The organism is Nonomuraea sp. NPDC004186 (genome assembly GCF_053603495.1).
The window spans coordinates 200,250-222,670 of record NZ_JBSGFQ010000008.1 but is presented as its reverse complement, the minus strand read 5'-3'; the positions used below and the strand labels follow the sequence as shown (position 1 = coordinate 222,670).

The 22,421-nt window shown below is 70.3% G+C and carries 17 protein-coding genes; 10 read left to right on the top strand and 7 right to left on the bottom strand.

All coding sequences use genetic code 11. The annotated features are described in order from the left end of the window. Window positions 1-450: 450 nt before the first annotated feature. Entirely contained in the window at window positions 451-1,002 is a 552-nt protein-coding gene (locus ACWEPL_RS09550; protein WP_452435737.1) for a dihydrofolate reductase family protein, read from the top strand. Window positions 1,003-1,105: 103 nt separating this feature from the next. After that, window positions 1,106-1,429, top strand: a complete 324-nt coding sequence (locus ACWEPL_RS09545) for a YciI family protein (protein WP_350730763.1) — start codon at window positions 1,106-1,108, stop codon at window positions 1,427-1,429. A 27-nt stretch (window positions 1,430-1,456) separates the two neighbouring features. On the opposite strand, the gene ACWEPL_RS09540 is transcribed toward ACWEPL_RS09545, so the two are convergent. The 3 genes from ACWEPL_RS09540 to ACWEPL_RS09530 all read right to left on the bottom strand — a co-directional run bounded on the left by ACWEPL_RS09540 (window position 1,457) and on the right by ACWEPL_RS09530 (window position 2,821). Continuing rightward, a complete protein-coding gene (locus ACWEPL_RS09540) occupies window positions 1,457-1,975 on the bottom strand; it encodes a hypothetical protein (protein WP_452435736.1) in 519 nt (172 codons plus the stop codon). A gap of 49 nt (window positions 1,976-2,024) precedes the next feature. Further along, window positions 2,025-2,474: a VOC family protein gene (locus ACWEPL_RS09535; protein ID WP_452435735.1), complete on the bottom strand. Its 450-nt coding sequence runs from the start codon at window positions 2,472-2,474 to the stop codon at window positions 2,025-2,027. A gap of 224 nt (window positions 2,475-2,698) precedes the next feature. After that, complete coding sequence (locus ACWEPL_RS09530; RefSeq protein WP_452435734.1) at window positions 2,699-2,821, bottom strand: hypothetical protein; 123 nt, start codon at window positions 2,819-2,821, stop codon at window positions 2,699-2,701. A gap of 74 nt (window positions 2,822-2,895) precedes the next feature. Between ACWEPL_RS09530 and ACWEPL_RS09525 the strand changes: the two genes are divergently transcribed. Further along, the gene (locus ACWEPL_RS09525) at window positions 2,896-3,300 is read left to right on the top strand and encodes a hypothetical protein (RefSeq protein ID WP_452435733.1); all 405 of its coding nucleotides are present in this window, start codon (window positions 2,896-2,898) and stop codon (window positions 3,298-3,300) included. Between the two features lie 145 nt (window positions 3,301-3,445). On the opposite strand, the gene ACWEPL_RS09520 is transcribed toward ACWEPL_RS09525, so the two are convergent. Next, a complete protein-coding gene (locus tag ACWEPL_RS09520; RefSeq protein WP_452435732.1) occupies window positions 3,446-4,420 on the bottom strand; it encodes an acyl-CoA desaturase in 975 nt (324 codons plus the stop codon). 217 nt (window positions 4,421-4,637) lie between these two features. Here ACWEPL_RS09520 and ACWEPL_RS09515 point away from each other — a divergent pair, with 217 nt between their 5' ends. The 5 genes from ACWEPL_RS09515 to ACWEPL_RS09495 all read left to right on the top strand — a co-directional run bounded on the left by ACWEPL_RS09515 (window position 4,638) and on the right by ACWEPL_RS09495 (window position 13,444). Further along, window positions 4,638-5,969 carry a cytochrome P450 gene (locus tag ACWEPL_RS09515; RefSeq protein WP_452435731.1) on the top strand — a complete coding sequence of 444 codons (1,332 nt, stop codon included), beginning with the start codon at window positions 4,638-4,640 and terminating at the stop codon, window positions 5,967-5,969. A 2-nt stretch (window positions 5,970-5,971) separates the two neighbouring features. Beyond that, the gene (locus tag ACWEPL_RS09510; protein ID WP_452435730.1) at window positions 5,972-7,558 is read left to right on the top strand and encodes a peroxidase family protein; all 1,587 of its coding nucleotides are present in this window, start codon (window positions 5,972-5,974) and stop codon (window positions 7,556-7,558) included. A 38-nt stretch (window positions 7,559-7,596) separates the two neighbouring features. Next, entirely contained in the window at window positions 7,597-9,720 is a 2,124-nt protein-coding gene (locus ACWEPL_RS09505; protein WP_452435729.1) for a hypothetical protein, read from the top strand. A 10-nt stretch (window positions 9,721-9,730) separates the two neighbouring features. After that, window positions 9,731-9,973, top strand: a complete 243-nt coding sequence (locus ACWEPL_RS09500) for a hypothetical protein (protein WP_452435728.1) — start codon at window positions 9,731-9,733, stop codon at window positions 9,971-9,973. 459 nt (window positions 9,974-10,432) lie between these two features. Beyond that, window positions 10,433-13,444, top strand: a complete 3,012-nt coding sequence (locus ACWEPL_RS09495; RefSeq protein WP_452435727.1) for an MGH1-like glycoside hydrolase domain-containing protein — start codon at window positions 10,433-10,435, stop codon at window positions 13,442-13,444. Between the two features lie 37 nt (window positions 13,445-13,481). Here ACWEPL_RS09495 and ACWEPL_RS09490 read toward each other — a convergent pair whose 3' ends face one another. Both ACWEPL_RS09490 and ACWEPL_RS09485 read right to left on the bottom strand, forming a co-directional pair. Then, on the bottom strand, window positions 13,482-14,489 hold the full coding sequence (locus ACWEPL_RS09490) for an aldo/keto reductase (protein ID WP_452435726.1): 1,008 nt from the start codon (window positions 14,487-14,489) through the stop codon (window positions 13,482-13,484). A 75-nt stretch (window positions 14,490-14,564) separates the two neighbouring features. Then, complete coding sequence (locus ACWEPL_RS09485) at window positions 14,565-15,335, bottom strand: class I SAM-dependent methyltransferase (protein WP_452435725.1); 771 nt, start codon at window positions 15,333-15,335, stop codon at window positions 14,565-14,567. 152 nt (window positions 15,336-15,487) lie between these two features. Here ACWEPL_RS09485 and ACWEPL_RS09480 point away from each other — a divergent pair, with 152 nt between their 5' ends. Together ACWEPL_RS09480 and ACWEPL_RS09475 are read left to right on the top strand one after the other, a co-directional pair. Continuing rightward, window positions 15,488-16,684 (top strand): cytochrome P450, encoded by a 1,197-nt coding sequence (locus ACWEPL_RS09480; RefSeq protein ID WP_350730796.1) that lies wholly within the window; start codon window positions 15,488-15,490, stop codon window positions 16,682-16,684. Window positions 16,685-16,716: 32 nt separating this feature from the next. Next, window positions 16,717-17,349, top strand: coding sequence for a TetR/AcrR family transcriptional regulator (locus ACWEPL_RS09475; RefSeq protein ID WP_452435724.1), 633 nt, complete (start codon window positions 16,717-16,719; stop codon window positions 17,347-17,349). Window positions 17,350-17,447: 98 nt separating this feature from the next. On the opposite strand, the gene ACWEPL_RS09470 is transcribed toward ACWEPL_RS09475, so the two are convergent. Beyond that, window positions 17,448-22,310, bottom strand: a complete 4,863-nt coding sequence (locus tag ACWEPL_RS09470; protein WP_452435723.1) for a DUF4132 domain-containing protein — start codon at window positions 22,308-22,310, stop codon at window positions 17,448-17,450. Between the last annotated feature and the right edge of the window lie 111 nt (window positions 22,311-22,421).

Below are 22,421 nucleotides of genomic sequence, written 5' to 3'. Positions count from 1 at the left end.
TGCCTCAAACGAGCCCTTTCCCGACAACTGTTCAAGCTCCTCGAACGCGCACCAAAACCCCTTCATGCAACCACTTGACAGATATAGCAGCCTCGGAAAGTCCCGTCAGCGGAGCTCAGTTGAGCGGCTTGCCGCGACTTTTCCGTTCGGATGCGGCCTCGCAAGAGCGTTTCGCAGGTCACGACTTGCGGCAGGGCGATGGGGCCGTGATGTGCGACGGCGGGGACTGCGCAGCCGGCCGGGGTCGGCTTCGGCGGCGATGCGGGCAGCATAGGCACGGTACGTTTTGCGCTCGGCCGGTCCGGCGCCGTCAGCAAAGGCGGCGCACTGCTCCAGCGCGACCTGGTGGAGCGCGAGCAGAGCCGCGAGGTTGCCCACGCGCCCGAGCCGTTCGACGCCCGCCACCACTGGTCAGGATCTTCGCGATCGACCGTGGAAGGAACCGCGATCATGAAGCTGACGACCGTGACTCAGGTGACCATCGATGGAGTGGTGCAGGGAAACGGCGGCGCGTCGGAGGAGGGTCGCAGGAACGGATTCGAGCGCGGCGGATGGGCCCTGGGGGCGGGTGACGATGAGACCAGGACGTTCATCACGCAGACCTACCGGCGCGCCGAGGCGTTCCTGTTCGGCCGGCGCACCTACGAGTTGTTCGCCGGCTCCTGGGGATCGATCGGCCGGATGCGCGCACATCCCGTCGGCGTGGCCTTGAACGAGGCCCCCAAGTACGTTGCCTCGACCACGCTCACCGCGCCACGTTGGGAGGACACGACCGTTCTCCGCGGTGACCTCGCGGCGGCCATCAGTGAGCTGAAGGCCAAGCCCGGGGGTGAGCTGCAGGTGCACGGCAGTGGCACCCTGACCCGGTGGCTGCTGGAGAACGATCTGGTCGACGAGATGACTCTGATCGTGGTCTCGGCCAGGGCACGCGATTGTTCCCGGAGACCGGCCCGGATCTTGCGCTCGGCCTGGTCGAGTCGCGGGTCGACTCCAAGGGCGTGACGACCCAGGTCTACCGGCCGGCCGGGCGCCCGCGGTATGCAAGAGTCTGAAGTCCCTGACCACCGAACCACGCTGTCTTGGCACCACAGGAGATGATCCTCAGATGCGGTACCTGGTTTCCGTGATCGATGACAAGAGCAATCCCGGCAGCACGGACAGGCTGCCTGCCATCAGCGCGTTCAACGAACGACTGATCGCCGAGGGCTACTGGGTTTTCGCGGGCGGACTCGCGGACACCGACGCGGCCACGGTCATCGACAACCGGGGCGAGCAGGCGGTGTTCAGCGACGGGCCTTTCGTGGAGTCGAAGGAGTACCTCGCCGGCGTCTGGGTGTGGGAGGCCCCTGATCTGGATGTGGCGCTCAAGCTCGCCGCCGAGGCGTCGAAGGTCTGCGATCGGAAGATCGAGGTGCGGCCGTTCCAGTGAGCGTCGAGGGGTGATCATCCGGGACCATTACGACGAGTGGGCGCGGGTGGTGGCACCCTGACCAGGCGCTTCGGTCGCCGAGGAGGCAGCGGGCGAGGCGTTCACGACCGCCGTCGAGCGGTGGCCGGCCGACGGCCTGCCCCCAACCCGGGCGCCTGGCCGACCACCACCGCCAACCGCAAGGCCATCGACCGGGTCCAGCACGACGACAAGCGCAAGGAGGCTCAGATGTCCTACGACGACGCCCCGCCCGAGCCTGTCGGCGCCATCGACGACGACCGGCTCCGGCTGATCTTCACCTGTGACGATCTCCGAGCCGTTCCAGGCAAAGATGATCGGGAGGTTGCGGGGTGTGCCGTCCTTGGCGACATAGGCCAGGCGGGTCACGTCGCGGGCCAGCAGTTCCCGGCTGAGCGGCCGGTTCAGAACCTCGGTTACCTCGTTCGGCTCCACGGTCATTTCTCCTAGGATCTTTTTCTTGATCCGCCCCGGCTTTTCTCCGGGCTTGCGGGATCGAGGGTGATTGCTGATGGCGGGAAAGGACATGCGTCCGGTGTGCGCGAGCCGGATCGCCCTGGTCGGCCGCGACGGACCGTCAGCCGAGTTGCTGGGCCAGGCCCACGATGATGCCCTCGGGGCCGCGGACGTAGCAGAGCCGGTAGCTGCCCTCGTACTGCTCCAGCGTGCCGACGAGTTCGGCGCCGTGGGGGCGCAGGCGGGCAATGACGTCCTCAATGTCGTCGACGACGAACATGACGCGGCGAATGCCCAGCGTGTTCGCCGGCGCGTCCTTCGGCTCGGCGCTGATCGCCTTCGGCGTGTGGAACATCGCCAGCTCGATCCCGCCGACGCCGCCCGGGATCCGCAGCATCGCGACCTCCTGCCGAACCCCGTTGAGCCCGATGACACGCTCCGCCTGCTCCGCCCAACGCCCCTCGATCGGCGCCCTGCCCTCCAACTCCATGCCGAGTTCGACGAAGAACGCGATGGCGGCGTCAAGGTCGTCGACAACGATGAGGACGTTGTCCATCCGCTGGATCGTCATGCTCGGTCTCCTTCATCACGCGGCCGGTTCGTGGCCGCTGGTGTTCCTGGGACGGAGCCGGCATCGCATTCTCGACATCCTCCACGGCTCGTGCCCTGACTTTTTTCAGCGATCGTGCCGCTGCTCGTAGGCGCGCCCCGCCCCAACACACGCACTGCAGGTCAGAGCCAGGTCCGTTGGATGTTCGGCCAAGACCATGGGGATCCCATCGCCTTCGGTGTGTGCTACTTCGCCGGCTCGATCCGGCCGTGGCCGTCCGGGGTCCGCATCATCGCCACGTCGACTCGTTGGTCGTCGAGACGCGCTGCCCAACGCCCCTCGGCGACGACGATGCCGACGTTGTCCATCCCCTCTGCGCTGCATGCTTCCGGGACGCCCGCAGTCTGCGGGGGGCTCGCGGCGTCGAATTCGTGCTCGACCTGTGGTCGGCGGAGGCGAACCTGCGGCCGTTCTACGAGCCCGGCGGACCGCCCGAGGCCGGGCCGCAACCAGCGAGATCCCGCTGGACAAGCTGCTGACCAGGCAACGGCTCCTCGCCCTCGTCGGCCGGATCGCGGCCGAACTGCTCGGCATCTCCGTGGTCCTCGCCCGCGCGGCCGACCTCGCGGAGCGCGGCAACCCGACCGCGCTCGACCTGGCCGACATCGCCTGCACCGCCGCCGGACAACGGCTGGACGGACTCTGGTCACAGCTCGCCGCCGACACCGGACGCCCGGGAGCCGACCCGGCGGCGCTCAGCGACACCTGGCTGCGCAGCACCGACCTCGACTTCCTCATCACCGGCACCGGCACCGCCGGCCTCTACAGCGTCTGGAGCCGATCATGAACACCACTGCCGAGCCGACGCTCGGACGGCCGGCGAGATGAGCGACACAGCCGACACCCGGCCACGCGGAGCCGCCGAAGAACTGGTCGCCGCCATCTGGTGCGACGTGTTCGACCTGGAGCGGATCAGGCGGCACGACGACACGTCATCGCAGGGAGTCGGCCCCGCTATCGGGGCTGTGGTCCGGACTGCGGTCGGTGCGGTGGGTCGTCAGGCGGTCGGGGTTCGGCCAGCGTACGCCGTGAGCCCAGCCCGCCCGCTCGAACCAGCGGATCAGCCGCGCACTGGGGTCGAACTGGCCCCTGAGCACACCGTGCCGGGCACACGTCGGCTCCACATGATGCCAGTTGTGCCAGCCTTCGCCGAGCGTCAGCATCGCCACCCACCACACGTTCGACGAACGATCCCTGGTACGGAACGGACGGTCGCCGAAGGTGTGCGCGATCGAGTTCACCGACCAGGTGACGTGATGCACCACGGCATAGCGGACCAAACCACCCCACAGGAACGCGCTCCACACGCCCGACCATGACATCGACCACAGCCCGCCCGCGGCGGCCGGGAGCGCGAACGACAGGACGACCACCGCCGGGTAGGCGGCGTCGAAACGCCGCACATCCGGGTCGGCCAGAAGGTCCGGCACCCAATGCCGCCGGCTGGAGCGCTGATGGGCCGTGTAGAACCAGCCGATGTGAGCGTGCAGCATGCCACGCAGCAGGGCCAGGCCGCCGTCGCCGTAACGCCACGGCGAGTGCGGGTCACCTTCACGGTCGGCGTACTTGTGATGGCGGCGGTGCTCGGCGGCCCACAGCGTGACAGGACCCTCGACGGCCATGCCACCGGCCAGCATGAGCGCGATCCGCAGCCCCCGGTTGGCCTTGAACGCGCGGTGCGTGAAGAGACGGTGATAGCCGATGGCGATCCCGAAGATGCTCACCAGATACATCACCACCGCGATGACCAGGTCGCGAAGGCCGATACCCCACCCCCAGGCGGCCGGCACCGCGAGGGCCAGCAGCAACACGGGCAGCACGACCAGGACGACCAGATACGCGGTGCGGCGGCCGGTGGTGACCGTCACCGTCTCCGCCGTACCCGGCTGCGGCATGGGTGACGACACGTTTCCTCCCATGAGCGGTACAGGACGATCAGGCTCCTAATTGAACGGCCAGGCCCATGGACTGCGGCAATGTCCTGACAGTAACGGAGCGATTACCCTGAGGAAGCAAAACACTGCACTCGGTCGTCATGAAGAAAAGGCGCGACGCATCCCTAGATTGTGATTGCACAACGTGATCATCATTGTGCGCTCCGACATCAGGCGGAAGGTCCACGGAATGGGTGCTGTCGATCAGGCGACCACGGGCGGCCATCTCGAGAGATACGACGAGGCGCTGGCCCGGGACCCGATGTCCGCGTTCAGCCTGGTCCGGGAGTGGATGCGTACCGACTGGCGGAGCCTGTTCGCCGAGCTGCGCGAGCGCCGCCCCATCTTCGCCACCCCCGCCTTCACGGTCGTCACCCGCTTCGCCGACGTCACCGAAGTGCTCTCCCACGAACAGGTCTTCTCGGTACGCGCCTTCGGCCCCCGCCTCGACGCCGCACTGGGCTCCCCGTTCATGCTGGGCAGGGACGCCACCCCGATGAACTGGCGCGAAAAAGGCCTGATGCAGCTCATACTCGACCCGCGCGACGCGGCCGACGTCCGCGAGCTGACCGGCCGCCTCGCCGACGAACTGCTCGACGCCGCCCCGCCCGACGGACACCTCGAAACGGTCAACGGGCTGTTCCGCCCCGTCGCCCTCGGCGTGTGCGCACGATACTTCGGCATACCCGGCCCCGACCCGCAGACCCTGGGCCGATGGACCCGCGCCATCGTCGCCGACGGCTTCGCCAACTTCCACGGAGACCCGCAGATCCAGGCCGCCTCCGTCACAGCAGGCACCGAACTGGTCGCATACCTGCGAAACCGCCTCGCCGACCACCGGGCCACCCTGCGAGCCGGACGCGACCTCCCCGACGACATCTTCACCCGCCTCGCCCGCTCCTCCCTGCCCGCCGGCGCCTCCGTGACCGACGACCGCATCGTGATCAACATGGCCGGACTGCCACTGGGCTTCGTGGAAAGCGCGCCAGGAGCCATGGTCGAGGCGGTCGAGCAACTCCTGCTACGCCCGCACATACTCGCCCAGGCCACGGCCGCCGCCGCAGACCCCGAACAGTTCGACCCGTACGTCTGGGAGGCACTGCGGTTCAGCCCGTTCTTCAAACTCCTTCCCCGGCTGTGCGAACGCGACCACGTCCTGGCCGCCGGCACCCCGCGCAGCACGCTGATCCCCGCAGGCACCTTCGTGCTCGCGGCACCGGCCTCCGCCATGTTCGACGCGGCCGTGGTGCCGGAACCCGACGAATTCCGCCTCGACCGCCCCCGCCACCATCACCTGTTCTTCGGCTCCGGCCATCACGCCTGCCTCGGCGTGCACGTCGCCGACGTAGTGATCGCCGAGACCGTACGCCGCCTGCTCCTGCGCCCCGGCGTGCGCCCGCTCCCGCCACCCGCGGGCCACGTCGAACGGACACTCGGGATCTTCCCCGACACCTTCACCCTCGCGCTCGGCACCGAAGAGCCCGGCACCGAAGAGCTCGGCACCGACGGGCGGGAAGGCTGACGATGGCGGCAAGCCGATCACGCGCACGCACCATCGCCACGGATGGCCTCGCCAACCGGCTCAGATTCCTGGCCCTGACCAACGGCCGGCCAATCTGGGACCTCCTCCAGAGCAGCCGGCCGATCCGGCGCCGGATCAACGCCTCACTGATCGACCACGCCATCCGCGAGATGCCACCACGCCCCGAGCCCCTGAGCACCATGGCCGACTACACCTCGTGGACCTCCCTGACCGACCGCACCTACAGCGGCAGACACCTGCCCCCGGTCCCCGCCACCGAAGAGAACCGTCCCACGCCCGAAAGCGCCGGCAACCTGTTCACCCGCGGCGAATCCATGATCCCCTGCCCGCGCTCCACCGTGCTCTTCGCATACTTCGCCCAATGGTTCACCGACGGATTCCTGCGCGGCGACACCAACACCCCGCGCGACCCACGCAAGAACAGCTCCAACCACCACATCGACCTGAACCAGGTGTACGGCCTCAACGAGGCCGCGACGGCCGCACTACGCACATTCGACGGCGGACTGCTCAAGAGCCAGCTCCTCAACGGCGGCGAGTTCCCGCCCTACCTGTGCGAGAACGGCAAGATCAAGCCGGAGTTCACCCCGCTCAGCGTCATCCGCTTCGACCAGCTCACCGACGCGCAACGCGACACGCTGTTCGCCACCGGCAGCGACCGCGGCAACGGCCAGATCGGCTTCACCATGCTCACCGTGCTGTTCCTGCGTGAGCACAACAGGATCGCGCGACTGCTCACACAGGAACACCCGCACTGGGACGACGAGCGACTCTTCCAAACGGCCCGCAACATCCTCATCGTGCTGCTCATCAAACTGGTCGTCGAGGAATACATCAACCACATCACCCCCTACCACTTCCGGTTCACCCTCGACCCCCGGCTGTCGGCGACACTGGCCCACGCACCCTGGCACCGGCAGAACTGGGCCTCGGTGGAGTTCAACCTCGTCTACCGCTGGCACAGCCTGATCCCGTCCCACCTGTCAGTAGGCGGACACGACCTGCCGATGACCCAAACCTTCTTCGGCAGCGCACTGATCCCCGGCCCCGGCCTCGGACAACTCTTCGAGGACGCCTCCCGCCAACGGGCCGGCCGCATCAGCCTGTTCAACACCGACCCCGTCCTACGCGAGATCGACGTGGCCAGCATCGCCGACTCCCGGGCACTCGACCTGGCCCCCTACAACAGCTACCGCGAACACTGCCGCTTCCCCAAAGTGCGCACCTTCGAGCAGATCTCCAGCGACCAGCGGGTCAGCAGCGCACTGCGCGAGCTCTACCACGACGTGAACGACATCGACCTGTACGTCGGCCTGTTCGCCGAAGAACCCGGATCCCCCACCGCGATCCTGCCTCCACTCCTCACCAAAATCATCGCCATCGACGCCTTCTCCCAAGCACTCACCAACCCCCTGCTGGCCCCGCGAATCTTCAACGCCGCCACCTTCTCCCCCCAAGGCATACGGGTCCTCGCCACCACACGCACACTCTCGGACATCCTGCGCCGCAACACACCGGAAGACCCCACCCCCCGCCACGTCAGCATGTCCCACCGGACCCCATCATGACCGCAGAGAACGACCCGACCGCCGCACGACTGCGCACCATGGCCCGCGAACTCGTGGACATCGCCGTCACCGTCCAGGACGCAGCAGCACACACCACCACCGCACTCACCGACAGCGCACTGCTACGCGCCCTACCCCACGCCCCCTCCGCAGCCCAACCCGCCTACCGCGCGCTGCTCAAGGCCACAACAAACAAACAAGGCCTCGGGTACGCATTCACCGGCAACCGACTCGCCACCGCAACCGCCAAAGCAGGCGCCATACTCGGCGTCGAAAGCCTGGCCATACGCGTACTGGCCACATCGCTCCGGCTACGCATAGCAGCCGTCGCACTCACCCACCCCGAACTGACCGAAGACCCCATGCTCACCCGGCTCATCAACGCAGCCGCCGCCGACCGCGACCTCGAGGCCATCCGAGCCCTACGCGCCCTGCTCAAAGACCGCGGCACCGTACACGCACTCAGCCAACTCGCCCCGATCTTCGGCGAAATCCTCGCACTACGCGCACTACTCGACGAGAACCCACTCAACGACACCACCGCCTGGCTCATCGCAACAGGAAAAGGCTTCGCCACCGCCGACCCGATCACCGGCATCAGCAACAAAGCCATCGCCATCCTCGACACCGGAGAAGGCGCCGCACGCCGAATCGAACTGACCACAACCGAGTCCGCCCAACTGTGCACACACGGATCACTACTCGGCTTCCTGACCAACATCAGCACCATCGGCACCACCGGACGAGCCCTCATCCAGAGCATCCAAGGACCCGACGGCGTCATCCGCCACGTCCTCCACGCACCAGGCATGCGAGCAGGACGCCCCGACGGCCAATCACCCCAAGACCTGCTCGGCGCCTTCAGCAGCGCCGTCCTGTCCAGCAGCCCCTACAGCCGCGCCCTCGCCCAAGCCGTCACCGACTACGGACCCCCTCCAGGCGCCGAACTCGCACTCATCGGGCACAGCGCAGGCGGAGCAGCGATCATGAACCTCGCGCAGGACCCCGACTTCTGCACCCGCCACACCATCACCCACGCCGTCGCCATCGGCTCACCCATCGACTTCAAACACCCCGCCGACCCACGCACCTGGGTAGCCAGCGTCACCAACCAGCACGACATCATCCCCACCCTCGACGGACAGGGCGCCGGCACCTGCTTCGACCTGCACCCAGACTGGTACGTCGTCGACTACGGCGACTCCACCCACCTGTTCCCCCACTGCCACAGCATCGAGCACTACCTCGCCAACATCACCCACGACCTCCCCGAAGCCCGCGACCACATCGACGAACGCCTCACACCCTTCCGGGGACAAGTCGTACGATCCCAGGCATACCTCCTGTTCGACCGCCCACCCGACCCCGACGAGTTTCCCTTCCTCACCGTGCCCACCCACCCCATGGACACCCCCGAAGGAACCATCGAACTACCCATCAGAACCCGCGACGGCAACGCCCTCACGGCATACTTCACCGCACACCCGACAACCACGGCCGACCTACTGGAAGACACAGGCCTCGGCCCCGCCGTACAAGTGGCAGGCCGGACGCTGATCGCCATACACACCGCCTGGAACCGACACACCAGCGCCGGCCGTTACGGAGAACTGCACATCGGCATCGTCATACCCGGCCCCTTCCACCGACGCTCGTGGCCCAACCCGCCGAGACGACGCCCCAGCATCACCGCCTGGCCCGACCTACTGCGAGCCGCGGACCTACGCCACTCCGGCAGCTTCCTCATCGGCTCCGCAGTCGACACCACGATCGTCCGCGCCCTCGGCCCGCAACTGTGGGGCGGCCAGACGTACCTGACACCCCTCGAACTCCGGCTCAGCACCCGCACCGCCCACGTCACCGCCGACCAGATCCTCACCCTGCGCGGACGACTCGGCCCGGGACTACCCCTGAACGACCCCGGCCTCGTCGGCTACACACGCGACACCGGTACCGTGCTGCGATCCTCCATACGGACCCGCGGGCAAGCCCGGCTCCACCCAGCGCCATCACTTCGGCTGCTCATCGAACCACAGTCGACCCACCCACTGGCCAACCAGCTCCGCCAACTGGGACTCGACGGCGCCCGCCCCCTGCTGTGCCTGTCAGCCACCACCCGCCAGACGCTCCGTGACGCCGCCGTCCCGGTACCGCCCATCTGACGGAGGAGCCATGCCCGCCCACATCGCCGCGATCACCGCCCACGCCGAAATCCTGCGCTCAGACGCCCGCGCCCTCGCCGCCTGCGCCGAGCGCCTGCGCGCGATCCAGGCACGGCTGAAGGCCGACGGCGAGGCACCGCCTTGGCTGCACGCATCGGTCACCGCCCACCTCGCAGCCTGCACCGCGGCCGCCGCCGACCTGGAGACAACCGCGCAGCGCCTGAGCCGCTACGCGGATGAGGCGAGCCGATGACCGGGCCGAGATGAAGTGAGAGAGCCACCCTGGACCACCCCCGGCTCAGGCCAGTGCGTCCTCAGAGCGGTGACATAGGCATCCAGCCGCTCCTCCACGGCACGTGTCGTCAACTCTGCCCTCCCCGCCTCCCTTCATGGCTGCGACACCAACCGCACTTCTTCTGAGCACGCCGGCCCGTCCCGCACCTGCCGGTACAGCCGCTCCCCCGCGGTCGCGGCCAGCACACCGCCGGCCTCCTCATACGCCTCAGCGAACCGCGGACCCCACGCCGGGCCGTGCAAGAGTGCGGGATTGGGGGAGCAGTACGCCACATCACGTCGGCGCACATTCCCGGACACATCTTGCGTTTTCGCTCGCGACTGGTCAATATGTGGTCAATATCGGTCAGATTCGATCCACGTGTGCGATCGGATCTGAGCGGTCTACTGTCACCCCCCGAGAACGCTTGAGGTGACCATGAGACGCACGGCTGCGGCGCTCGCGATGCTCGCGGCGCTGGTCGCGCCGACCGCCCTGACCATCACCCCGGCGAACGCCGCCACTCCGAAACCCCCGCCGGTATACCCCGAGGTCGGCCCGGGCACCGCCTTCCTCGACCACCGGGCGCTGCTGGCCGGATACGCCGAGCCGGAGTGGTACGAGGCGAACATCCCCTTCCTGGAGGTGCCCGACCGGGAGATCCAGGACGTCTACTACTACCGCTGGAGCACCTACAAGCGGCACATCCGCTACACCGACTCCGCGACCGGCGACATCATCACCGAGTTCCACAACGCCCCCGGCTACGCCGCGCCGCTCGGCGGCATCGTCGCGGCCGCCGGCCACCACGTGTACGAGGGCCGCTGGCTGCGCGACACCCGCCCGATCGACGACTACCTCACGTACTGGCTGCAGGGCCCCGGCAGCAGCCCCAAGCCGAAGGAGGAGTACCTCAACAAGGACACCGACGACTGGGCGCACCAGTACGCCTGGTGGGCGGCCGACGCCGCCTACCAGCGCTATCTCGTCACGGGCGACGCGTCCTTCGCCGAGAGACTGCTGCCCGACCTGGTCCGCCAGTACGACAAGTGGGGCGGCCAGTACGACAAGGACCTGGGCCTGTACTGGTCGGTGCCGGTGTGGGACGCGATGGAGTACACCGCCTCCTCCTACGAGACCGACCCGGCCGATCCCTACCACGGCGGCGCGGGTTACCGGCCGACGCTCAACGCCTACCAGTACGGCGACGCCAGGGCGATCGCCGCCATCGCCCGGATGCGCGGTGACGGTGCCCTGTCCAGGACGTTCGAGCGGCGGGCCGCCTCGCTGCGCGACGCGCTGCACCGCTACCTGTGGGACCCGGAGCGGCAGTTCTTCTACCACAAGGCCCGCGCCGACCTGGACCCGCAGCGGAAGCTGGTCTCCACGAGGGAGCAGATCGGGTTCGTGCCGTGGGCGTTCGGCATGGCCAAGCCCGGGACCGAGAAGGCGTGGGCGCAGCTGCTGGACCCGCAGGGGTTCGCCGCGCCGTACGGGCCGACCACGGCCGAGCGGCGCAGCCCCTTCTTCATGCGGGAAGCGCTCGGCGGCTGCTGCCGCTGGGACGGCCCGAGCTGGCCGTACTCGACCTCGACCACGCTCACCGCCATGGCCAACCTGCTCAACGACCGCGACCAGGACGTCGTCACCGCCGCCGACTACTACCGGGTGCTGCGCGGCTACGCGCTCACCCAGTACAAGGACGGCCACCCGTACGTCGCCGAGGCGCACCACCCCGACGAGCCGCGCTGGATCTACGACGCGCGGGGGCACAGCGAGCACTACAACCACTCCACCTTCGACGACCTGGTGATCAGCGGCCTGATCGGGCTGCGCCCGCAGGCAGACGGCAAGGTCGTGGTGAACCCGCTGGCACCCGCGGAGTGGGACCACTTCGCGCTGGAGAACGTGCCGTACCACGGGCACAACGTGACGGTGCTGTGGGACCGCGACGGCACCAGGTACGGCCAGGGCAAGGGACTGCGCGTCTACGTGAACGGCAGGCTCGCCGCCGCGCGATCCGCGCTCGGCGAGCTGACCGCCCGGGTGCCGGCCGCCGTCGCGCCCGACCGCTCCTCGCGTCCCGGCAACGACGCCGCAAATCCGTACGGAACCGGCTACCCCAAACCGTTCGCGTCGTACACCAACGGCATCGACAACGTGTGGGACGCGGTGGACGGGCGGATCTTCTACGACGACGTCCCGCACAGCCGCTGGACCAACTACCGCTCCCCGAACCCGGAGGACCATCTCGGGGTGGACTTCGGCGTGCCGACCCAGGTGAGCGACGTACGGTTCTACGCCTACGACGACGGGGGCGGGGTGCGGGCGCCGGCGTCGTACCGGCTGGAGTTCTGGGACGGGTCGGCGTGGCGGGAGGTGCCGGGGCAGGCGCGCACGCCGCGAGAGCCGGGTGCGGCGCTGAACCGGATCACGTTCCCGGCCCTGACCACGACCAGGATCCGGCTGGTGTTCGGCAACCCGCCCGGCGCGTACGTCGGCGTCACCGAGCTGCAGGCGTGGTCGCCCGCCGCGGGCGACACCCGGCTGGACGCGGCCGTCACCGAGCAGGGCGTGCCCGCCGTGGTGACCGCCACCTTCACCAACGACGGCCGCAAGCCGGCCACGCACGTCAAGGTGACGCCTGCCGTGCCGCCGGGCTGGTCGGCCGAGCCGCTCGGACACGCGGAGACGCCCGTGGTGCGGCCCGGCGGCCGGTTCGCGGTGCGCTGGCGGGTGACGCCGCCGCCCGGGACCTCGCCACGCCCGGACGCCTACCCGGTGCGCGCCTTCGCGACGTACGACCGGTCCGCGCGGGCCGCCAGCGCGTACGCGCACGTGGAGGCACCGCTCGACCCCGCCTCCTATGCGAAGGCCGAGGCCCAGGACACGTTCGCCGCTGACACCTCGGCGGGCTACACGGTGCACCAGCCCTTCGACGGCGAGGCCAAGCCGGCGACCACGGCCGGCGGCGGCCGGTTCGCGGGCAGCGGCGCGCAACCCTTCTTCGGGTTGGTGGCGGGCCCGGCGGGGCCGTCGTCGGCCGAGGCGATCAGCGTGGTGACGGTCGGCTCGTTCGCCGGCACCGGCAGCCCGGAGGACAGCGTGTTCGTCGGCTGGGTCAAGGACCGGGACACCTACGTGACCGCCTGGTACAACAACACCCGCAAGCAGTCCGGCATCAACGTGCGGGTCGGCGGCCGCTTCCTGGACACGCCCGGCGACGCGCCGCTGACGCTCGCGCCGGGCGACCGGCTCGCGCTGGTGCTGTCCGGCGACACCATCACCTCCTTCGCCCACACGGGCGGCCGGTGGCATCGGCTCCGCACGGCCGGCATCGGCGCCACGCTGGCCACGCCGCAGGCCCGCGAGGGCTTCCGGTACGGCTTCGGCCTGCGCGCCACCTCCGGCACGATCACCATCGCCGGTTTGGAGGGCCGCACCGCCTGACCGCCAGCCTGCGCGCGGGCCCGGCGTCGGGTTCCGGTCAGGCTCCGGCGGCGTCGAGGCGGGCAAGCTGCTCTGCTGTGAGCTTGACGTCGAGCGCCGGTAGCGCCGCCTCGTACTGCTGGAGCGTGCGCGGCCCGATCAGCGGCACGATCTCCGGCGAGGTCTGGTGCAGCAGCCAGGCGAGGACCAGCGCGTTCGGGGTGACGCCGGTCTCAGCGGCCACCTCGGCGGCGACGGCGAGCCGGGCCTCGGCGTCCGGGCCCTGGTACGGGTCCATCACCCCGTGACCTGCGCGCTTGGCGGGGCTGTCGTAGATGCCTTTGAGGATCGGCGAATAGGCGACCAGGGTCAGGTCGTCGTGTGCCTGCAGGTAGTCGAGCTGCTCGTCGTCCACGATGGACGCGTGCCGGAGCCCGGCCCGGCGCCGTAGGTAGGAGTGCTGCTGCTGGAGCGCCACCGGCGCCGGCCAGCCGTGCTGGGCGCACAACTGGCGGATCCGCTCCAACCGCCAGGTCCGCACGTTGGACCAGCCGATGTAGCGGGCCTTGCCGGCCTGGACGATACCGGCCAGCGCCTCCAGCGTCTCCTCCAAGGGGGTCGCGCGATCGTCGACGTGCACGTAGTACAGGTCGACATGGTCGGTGCCGAGCCGGCGCAGACTGCCGTCGATGGCCTCGCGCAAGGTCTTCGCCCCGGCCCCGACGAACGTCCGGTAGGCGGCGTCCCAGTCAGGCCGGCCCTCGGACCAGACCGCGTCCAGGTCGCTTACCACGGCGCTGCCCTTGGTCGCGAGGAACACCTGCTCACGCCGCCCGGTCCTGGCCAGCCAGCGACCCAGCAGCTCCTCGCTCTCGCCGCCGTTGCTCCCCCGGTTCTCCCACCAGCAGTAGCAGTCGGCGGTGTCCAGGAAATTGCCTCCGGCCTCGAGGTACCGATCGAGGATCGTGACGGCTTCGTCCTCCGGTGTCGCCGTTCCCATGATCATGCATCCCAGGGCGAGCTGACTGACCTGCTCGCCCGTACGGCCAAGCTGCACTGTTCTCACGTGATCTGCTCCCTTCTCGGTGCCACCGACGCTAGGAGCTGGAGCGCGCTCCAGGTCAAGGAAACGGGGAACGGGTCAAAGGCGCCGCCGCCGTCGGCAGATCAGGGCGGTGGTTTCGTGCTGAATGCGTACATGGCCGCCCAGGAACTCGATTGTGCCGTGCACCACCCGCAGCAGTGCCGCGAGCCGCTCGGCCCCGAGCCGGAGGTGGTCGCTCGACGTCGCGACGAGCCCGACCCACTGATCGGCGGTCAGAACGCGTTCCTGCCGGTAGACCTTCTCCTCGATCGGGGAGAAGGCGTCGCGGCCGGAGAGCGGCACGCGTTCGGAACGGGTCGTGTCCCGTGGTCCCCAGACCCAGACGATCTCCGGCGCGTGCTGCGCGTACACGCGGGCGAACGCCGCGGCCACCGGCTCCTCGACCTGCGAGGAGTTCCAGAACCACGCCATGACGCCGCCGGTGGCCAGCACCCGTGCGGCCTTCGCGATGCCGGCGTCGGGGTCGATCCAGTGCCACGCGTCGCCGCAGGTCATGAGGTCGAAACGACGCCCCGCGTCATCCCAGGTCTCGAACGGGGCGACCTCCACCTCGACGCCGTGGCCCCGTGCGACGTTCGCCATGCGCTCGTCCACCTCGACCCCCAGCACCGCCAGCCCTCGTCCGGCCAGCGTCCGGGCCACTTTGCCGGTGCCGCATCCGACGTCGAGCACGCGGGTTGGATGGCCCGCCGTGAGTTCGTCGATCAGCTCGTCCGGGGACTCCGGGCGATACCGGTCGTACTGCTCGGCCACCGAGCCGAAGGACGTGGCACGTGCGCGGTCCAGATGGAGCTCGTGGGATTCCATGATCCGACGATATGAGAGCCCACGGGAAAGGATCCAGAAGGCTGTGCTGCGGGAACGCGCCACGTGCCGGTCGCCGCCCACCCCGAGCAAGTGATGGACTACTATCATTTTTGAAGGGCGTTTCCGGCACATCGGCCTCTCCAGGAGATGACATGAGCGATCCTGTGACTCTGCCCCTGCATATGCGGCGCACCGCGTTCGATCCGGTTCCCGAGCTCGCGAAACTGCGCGACAGCGCGGGCATCGAGCGGGTGCCCACGCCGTTCGGGCTCGAAGCCTGGCTCGTGACCCGCTTCGCCGACGTCAAGGAGATCCTCGGAGACGCCGAGCGGTTCAGCAACAGGCGCCCGCAGAACCTCCCGGCCCCCGGCATGCAGGGCCTGAGCCCCGAGCAGGTCGCGAAGATGCAGGCGGGCAACCTGCTGCTGTTCGACCCGCCGGAGCACTCCCGGCTGCGCAGGATGCTGACGCCGGAGTTCACCATGCGCCGCATGCGCCGGCTGGAGCCCCGCATCCACGACATCGTCAACGACCACCTCGACGCGATGGAGCGCGCGGGCTCGCCGGTCGACCTGATCAAGACCTTCGCGCTGCCCATCCCCTCGCTGGTGATCTGCGAGCTGCTCGGCGTCCCGTACGAGCACCGCGAGGACTTCCAGCAGCGCACCAACACGCTGCTCGACATCTCCAGGTCCCCCGAGGAGCGCACAGCGGCCTCGCTGGAGTCGCGTGCCTACATGTCCGAGCTGGTCGCCCGTGCCAAGGCCGAGCCGGGCGAGGACATGCTCGGCATGCTGGTGCGCGAGCACGGCGACGACCTGTCGATCGACGAGCTCGCCGGCATCTCCAGCCTGTTGCTCCTGGCCGGCCACGAGACGACCTCCAACATGCTCGGGCTCGGCACTCTGGCCCTGCTGCGCCACCCCGACCAGCTCGAACTGCTCATGAAGGAGCCCGAGCGGATCGGCGCCACGGTGGAGGAGCTGCTGCGCTGGCTCAGCATCGTGCACTCGGGCGTGGCCAAGGTGACCACCACCGACGTGGAGGTCGCGGGACAGCACATCCCGGCGGGCGATCTGGTGATGCTGGCGCTGCCCTCGGCCAACCGCGACCCGAAGTACATCTCCGACCCCGACCGCTTCGACATCACCCGCGGCGAGATGGGCCATGTCGCCTTCGGCCACGGCGTGCACCACTGCCTCGGCGCGCCGCTGGCCAGGATGGAGCTGCGCATCGCCTTCCCCGCCCTGTTCGAGCGCTTCCCCGGCCTGCGCGAGAGCGGCGCCCCCGCCGAGTTCCGCTCCTTCCACATCGTCTTCGGGCTGACCAGCTTCGAAGTCGCCTGGTGAACCCAGGGTGCGTCGGCTGCTAGCGTTCACGTGTGCACGAGCAGCGACAGCGAGCCGACGCGCTGCGTAACGCGGACAAAATCGTCCGGGCCGCCATCGCGAGTCTGCGCGAGCACGGCCCGGACGTGTCGCTCGAGGAGATCGCCCGGTCCGCCGGCATCGGCAGCGCCACCGTCTACCGCAGGTTCGGCGACCGCGACGGCGTGATCAGGGCGGCCTTCCAGACGTACTTCGCCGAAGAGGTCGAGCCGCTGGTCCTGGCCGCCTGCGACGCCGACGACGCCGGACGGGCGCTGACCGAGGCGCTGACCGCCTCGGTCGAGACCCTCGCGGCGCACCGCGCGCTGCTGCGGGCGGCGCGCATGTCGGGGGCGTTCACCGTCGACATCGCCGTGCGGTTCATGGGGCCGCTGGGCGTCGTGCTGGCCAGGGCCCAGCGGCAGGGCGCGGTACGCCACGACCTGATCGTCCGCGACCTGGCCGCCATCCTGGTGATGGCGCTGGCCACCATGCATTCGGGTGACCCCGAATGCGGAGATCTCCGCCGCTACCTGGCGCTGCTGCTGTCGAGCCTGCGGCCGTCGGACGACGAACTGCCGGCCCCCTCCACCCGGTCGCACCACATCCTCGACTCCTCCCTGACTTCGCGACAGATCGGACGCTGAACCCGCCTGATCCCGGCCTTCCCGTCGATTCAGGCAATACTGAGCCGACCGTGAAGGCGGCTGGACATCATGGCCCGCACCGCGCACCTCCGGGAACGTCACTTCAGCCGGGCCGCGGCCTCCATCGGCTCGGACGAACGGAGGAAGCGCAAATCCTCCATGACCAGGGCGACATCGGTGGCGCCGCCGCGGCGGAGGGCCGGGCCCAGCGCGTCCAGGTCGGGCCAGCGCGACGGGCGGAGGTGGACGCGGTAGCCGTCCCCGGCGGGCTCCAGGGTGAGGGCTGCGCCGATGGCGAGCCTGCTCTCCGGGAGGTGGGCCGCGGTCGCTCCGGCGGCTCGTTCCAGGGCGGCGACCGAGGTGACCCCGGAGGCGATGGGCAGGGTCGTGTCCGGGCCAGTGACGTGTTCGTGCAGGTCACGCAGGCGGGCGGCGGCGGTCGTACGGGCGGGGTGGTCCTTCTTGGGCAGGCGGTCGGCCAGGAGCCTCGCAGCGCGGGCGATGTGACCCAGCGGCGGTACGGACGGACGCTTGCCGAGCAGGGCGATCAGCGCCTCCAGGGCGTCCTCGGCGCCGGAGGCGAGGGTGACCCACTGCTCGGCGGTGAGCGGGGTGAGCCTCGGGTGACGTTCCGTCCAGTACGCGACCGCCCGGTCCAGGTCGGGGCCCGTACGCCAGAGGTCGGCGGGGTCGTCGGGCATGAGCAGCTCGACGACCTCGACGGCCTCGTCGGTGGTGGTGAGCGCCTCCAGGGAGAGCGCGGCGATGCGCAGTTCGGTCTCGGTCAGGTCGAGTTCGCGGGCGCGGGCGGCGTCGCCCTTGCGGAGGGCGGCGACGCGGCCCCGTGCCCAGCCGTCCGGCCAGGAGAGCGTGCGGGCCGAGGTGGACAGCAGGATCAGGCACTGGGCCGGCGACAGGCCGGTGGCCTCGGCGAACGCCCGTACGGTCGCCTCCCGGTCCACGGGCGGCGGGCCGTTCTCGGCGATCAGGTCGAGCGCCTGCCGGAGCCGGTCCGGGTCGCCCCAGCCGCGGCAGGTCCGCAGCTCGACAACGCGGTTGCGGGTGAACAGGAGCGGGTCGGGGCCATCGGGGGTGTGGAGGAGCGCCGTGACCGCGTACCCGTGCCCCACCTGCTCGTAGTCGGCGACGGCGGCGGCCATGATGGGGCCGCGGCCCGAGCGGATCTGCCCGAGGTCGTACTCCGGGCGCAGCCGGGCGACGTGCCAGGTGCCGTCGGTACGGAGGAGTTCGGGGACGGCGGCCAGTTCCAGAAGTCGCGCGCGCCCGCCGCCGTTGCCCCACGCGGCCTCCAGGACGGCGGCGCCGAGGCGGCCCAGCGTGTTCTCGACCCCCTTGACGGCGGGGGCGTCGAATCTCGCGATCGTCTTGTCGTACGGCACATCGACGGCGGCGCGGGCGAAGTGGACGATCCTCTCGTACGCGGACTCAGGCCCCGGATCGTCCGGCTCGGGGGACTTCTCGGACGGGACGGCGGGTGCCGCGGAGGCGGGCGCCGGGCGCAGGTGGGGCGGCGGGGTCAGCGCCAGGCGTTCCAGCAGGGCGAACGCGCGCTCGCGGCATTCGACGGCCGTCCACACCAGGAACGTGACGCCCTTCCACAGCGACTCGTCGGTGATCTCCGGCAGGAGCGGGTGGAGCCGTCCCGCCAGCTCGTCGCGGGCGGCGTCCTTCTCCGCGTACCCGCTCTCGGGGTCCAGCACCCGCATGAGGTCGGCGGCGAGCGCGGCGTCCGCGACGTCGATCAGGGCCTGCGCCTTCTTCTCGTCGACGGCGCGCAGCGCCCTGGATCCTTCGGGGTCGCGCGGCCGCATCGCCGACCACCGGCCGGGAGGCGCGACCAGGCGGGTCCCGGACGCGTAGCGGTGGTGCTCGACCGTGCTGATGTTCTCGGCGCCGTCGTGCTCGGGCACCCTGCCCCAGCCGCGGACGTAGCGGCCGATGGTCCGCCCGGCCGGGTCCCGCAGCTCGATGATCCGGCCCTGGCCACGCCACACGGTGGCCTCGGCGCCACCGGGGAAGGCGACCCGTTCGCCGTCGGCCGGTACGACGCGGCGGGCGGCGGGATGCGCGCTGCCGTGCGGGCAGTGCGGGCCGCCGTGGTCCAGTACGGTCACCCGGCCGTTCACGGCGATCAGGCAGCGGTCGTAGAGGTCGCGCGCCTCGGCCCGTTCGTGGGAGCGGCTGGAGACGGACTCGTACGTGCCGAAGCCGTGGGACGGGCCGACTCCATCCGGTGTGACGACGGAGGCGCGGAACTTGTGCTCCCAGAGCCGGCCGGACTCGATCAGGAGCAGGTCGGTGCCGCTCTCTTCCAGGTAGTCGGTGATGGTGTTGACGTGGCCGGGGACGAAGGCGGGCAACTCCAGTTCGTCGAGGACGCCGCCGCTCAGCGTGGCGGCGAGGGCGCGGGCCGGGTCCGTCCCGGTCGCGATCGTCCGGACGCTGTCCAGGAGGCGGCCCGGGATTCCGGCGATGGTGAACCGTTCGGCGTCGCACAGGGCGGCGTGCGCGTCCGGAAGCCCTTGATCCGGGACCCGCTCGGCATGCTCGGCCAGGATGGCGGCGACGATCTGCGCCGTTCCCGGTGTCGCGGTCAGGGCCCGTACGGTCTCGGGGGCGGTCTGCTTCGGGACGGCGGGCTCGGTGACGTTGAGCTGGTTGGTCACGTTGCCCGCGATCGCGTCGCGCAGCAGCGGAGCCCAGTCCGGGTCGGCGGCGACGGCGGCCAGGTCGGTGCCCGCTCCGGAGGCGAGCCGGTCGTACAGCTTGAACGTGTGCAGCAGCCGGGGCCGCGCGAGCGGGACGCCGCGGTCCAGGAGGAGATCGAGGAGCGGGAGGTCGGCGGCGGTCTTCTCCCAGCGGTTGACCTCGTCCTCGTCCGCTCCCAGCACCGCCTCATGGTCGTCGCAGGTGAGGCCCTCCGCGCGCAGCCGCGTACCGGCGTCGTGCAGGAGGTCGCCGAGACCGGCGACGGGGAGTGCGAGCCCCGCGTACAGCTTCAGGAAGCGGCCGAGCCAGTCCTTCACCGCCGCCCCCGCCGGCCCGGGGGACGTGGTGAACGGGGCGGTCAGGCCCGCGCCCGCGAGGTTGCCGAGGAGGAGCGACACTGCCGCGCTCTTCGCCTTGGGGTTGTCCGTGGCGGGCAGCGGCAGGATGCCGAGGAGCGCGCGGCCGATGCCCGCGTCCGCCCGTGCCATCGGGCCGAGCAGCGGAAGGACGAACGTCCAGAGGGCCTGCGGTGCCGACGCCATGCACCCGCTCTCCAGCAGGGCCCGTACGGCGCGTTCGTCCTCGGGCCCGCCGAGCGCGTGCCCGGCGGCCTTCGCCAGCGCCGCCCAGCCGTCGGCCAGGGCCAGCGCGCCGTCCGCGCCGTCCGGGACTTCCTCGCACCACTCGGTGAGCAGGCCGCGGTGCCAGCGGTACGCGCCGGGGGCGGGATGGCGGGCGGCGAGCCGCTTGCCGTGCTTCTTGAGCGTGGCCGTTCCGGCGGCGTCCGGTCCCGCGGCGAGGTGCGCCGCGACGAGCGCGGCCTCGTCGACCGGCAGCGCGTGCGCGTCCTCGGCGGTGCGGGCCTTCTCGAAGAAGGCGGCGGCGAAGCGGGCGCTGCCCGCGGCGGCCATGATCCGCGCGCACTCCTCGTAGAACGGCGGCAGCAGCTCGGGCGCGTGCGTCTCCAGGTCGTCGCCGGTACGGGTGAGCGCGGTGCGCGCGAGGCCGGGCTTGCGCGCGGCCAGGCCGCGGGCGGCCCGCAGGTCGGTGTGCGCGGCCAGGATGCGGGCGCGGTGCGCCGGGTACCAGAGCAGGGCGGACGCGAGGAAGCCGAGCGGGCCCGCGTGCACGGTGCCGACGCCGGTCTCCGCCACCGGATCCAGGTCGTACAGCGACTTCTCGGCCTTGTCGCCGTCGACGGCCGCGCGCCGGACGAGTTCGACGACCGGCTCGTCCAGGACGGCGTGCTCGTAGCGGACGGCGACGCACGTGTCCTCGTCGGAGCCGGCGGGCGTGCCCGGCAGCACCGCCCCGGCGCGCAGCAGCACGTCGCGCGTCGGGCCGGTGATGCCGGAGGGCACCACGGTGCCGGGCTCGCCTTGGTGGGCGTCGCAGTAGTGGGAGTACGCCTCGGCTGCTTCCACCACCGGCTCCGTCTCATCCACGGTGCGGTCCGCGTACAGAGCCATGAGAATGCGGATGCCCTCGGACCAGGCGATGTCGCCGATCTCCCGGCCGCCCGCGGTGAAGCTCAGCCCCGCCATGTAGGCCGGGCTCATCGGCCCGCTCCAGTCCAGGTCGATCTCGATGCCGAGCGGCTCGGGCGCGTGCACGGTGAACCGCGCCCTGTCCCCCTTGATGCGCCCGCCCAGCTCGTGCACGCGGCGCTCGAACGCGGCGCCGCTCTCGTACCGGGCGTCCATGTATCCGAAGGTGTCGACCACGCCGAACGTACGGTCCATGCTCGCGGGACGCGTCCACACCTCACGGCGTACCTGCTCGACAACCTGCGTGAGGTTCCGTCCCCGCCAGTTGGGCAGCTCGTCGCCGAGCAGCAGCGGGTGCGGGATCGCGAAGGCGTCCGCGCCCGTCCACGCGCCCTCGCGCAGGAGCGCGCAGCGGCCGAGGTCGGGCGTGCCCTCGATGATCGGGGCGATGACCAGGTCGGTGAGCGTCTCGCGCCACACCGGGTCGTCCCACACGGCCGCGAACACCGCGGCCGGGACGGGCAGCGACCGCACCATCCAGGACTCGACCCGGTCGTGCACCGCCCGCGCGTGCTCGCCGAGCCGGTCGCAGAGGGCGGCGAGCCGTACCGCGGTCGGATCCTTCCTGACGTTGGCGGGCACCTTGGCCAGCACGTGGCCCGCGGCCGTCCGGCAGGCGAGCACCGGCCGCCGCGTCCCCTCGACGGTGAGCTCGTGGCCCGTCGCGATCCCGATCCATCCCATGGCACGCCATTCTTGATCATCCCTACGACATTCTGCGGGAAACGGATGATTTACCCGCAGTGGCGGGGGCGGCCGGTAGGGCGGGGGAGATAGCGATCTTGTCTTTTGTCA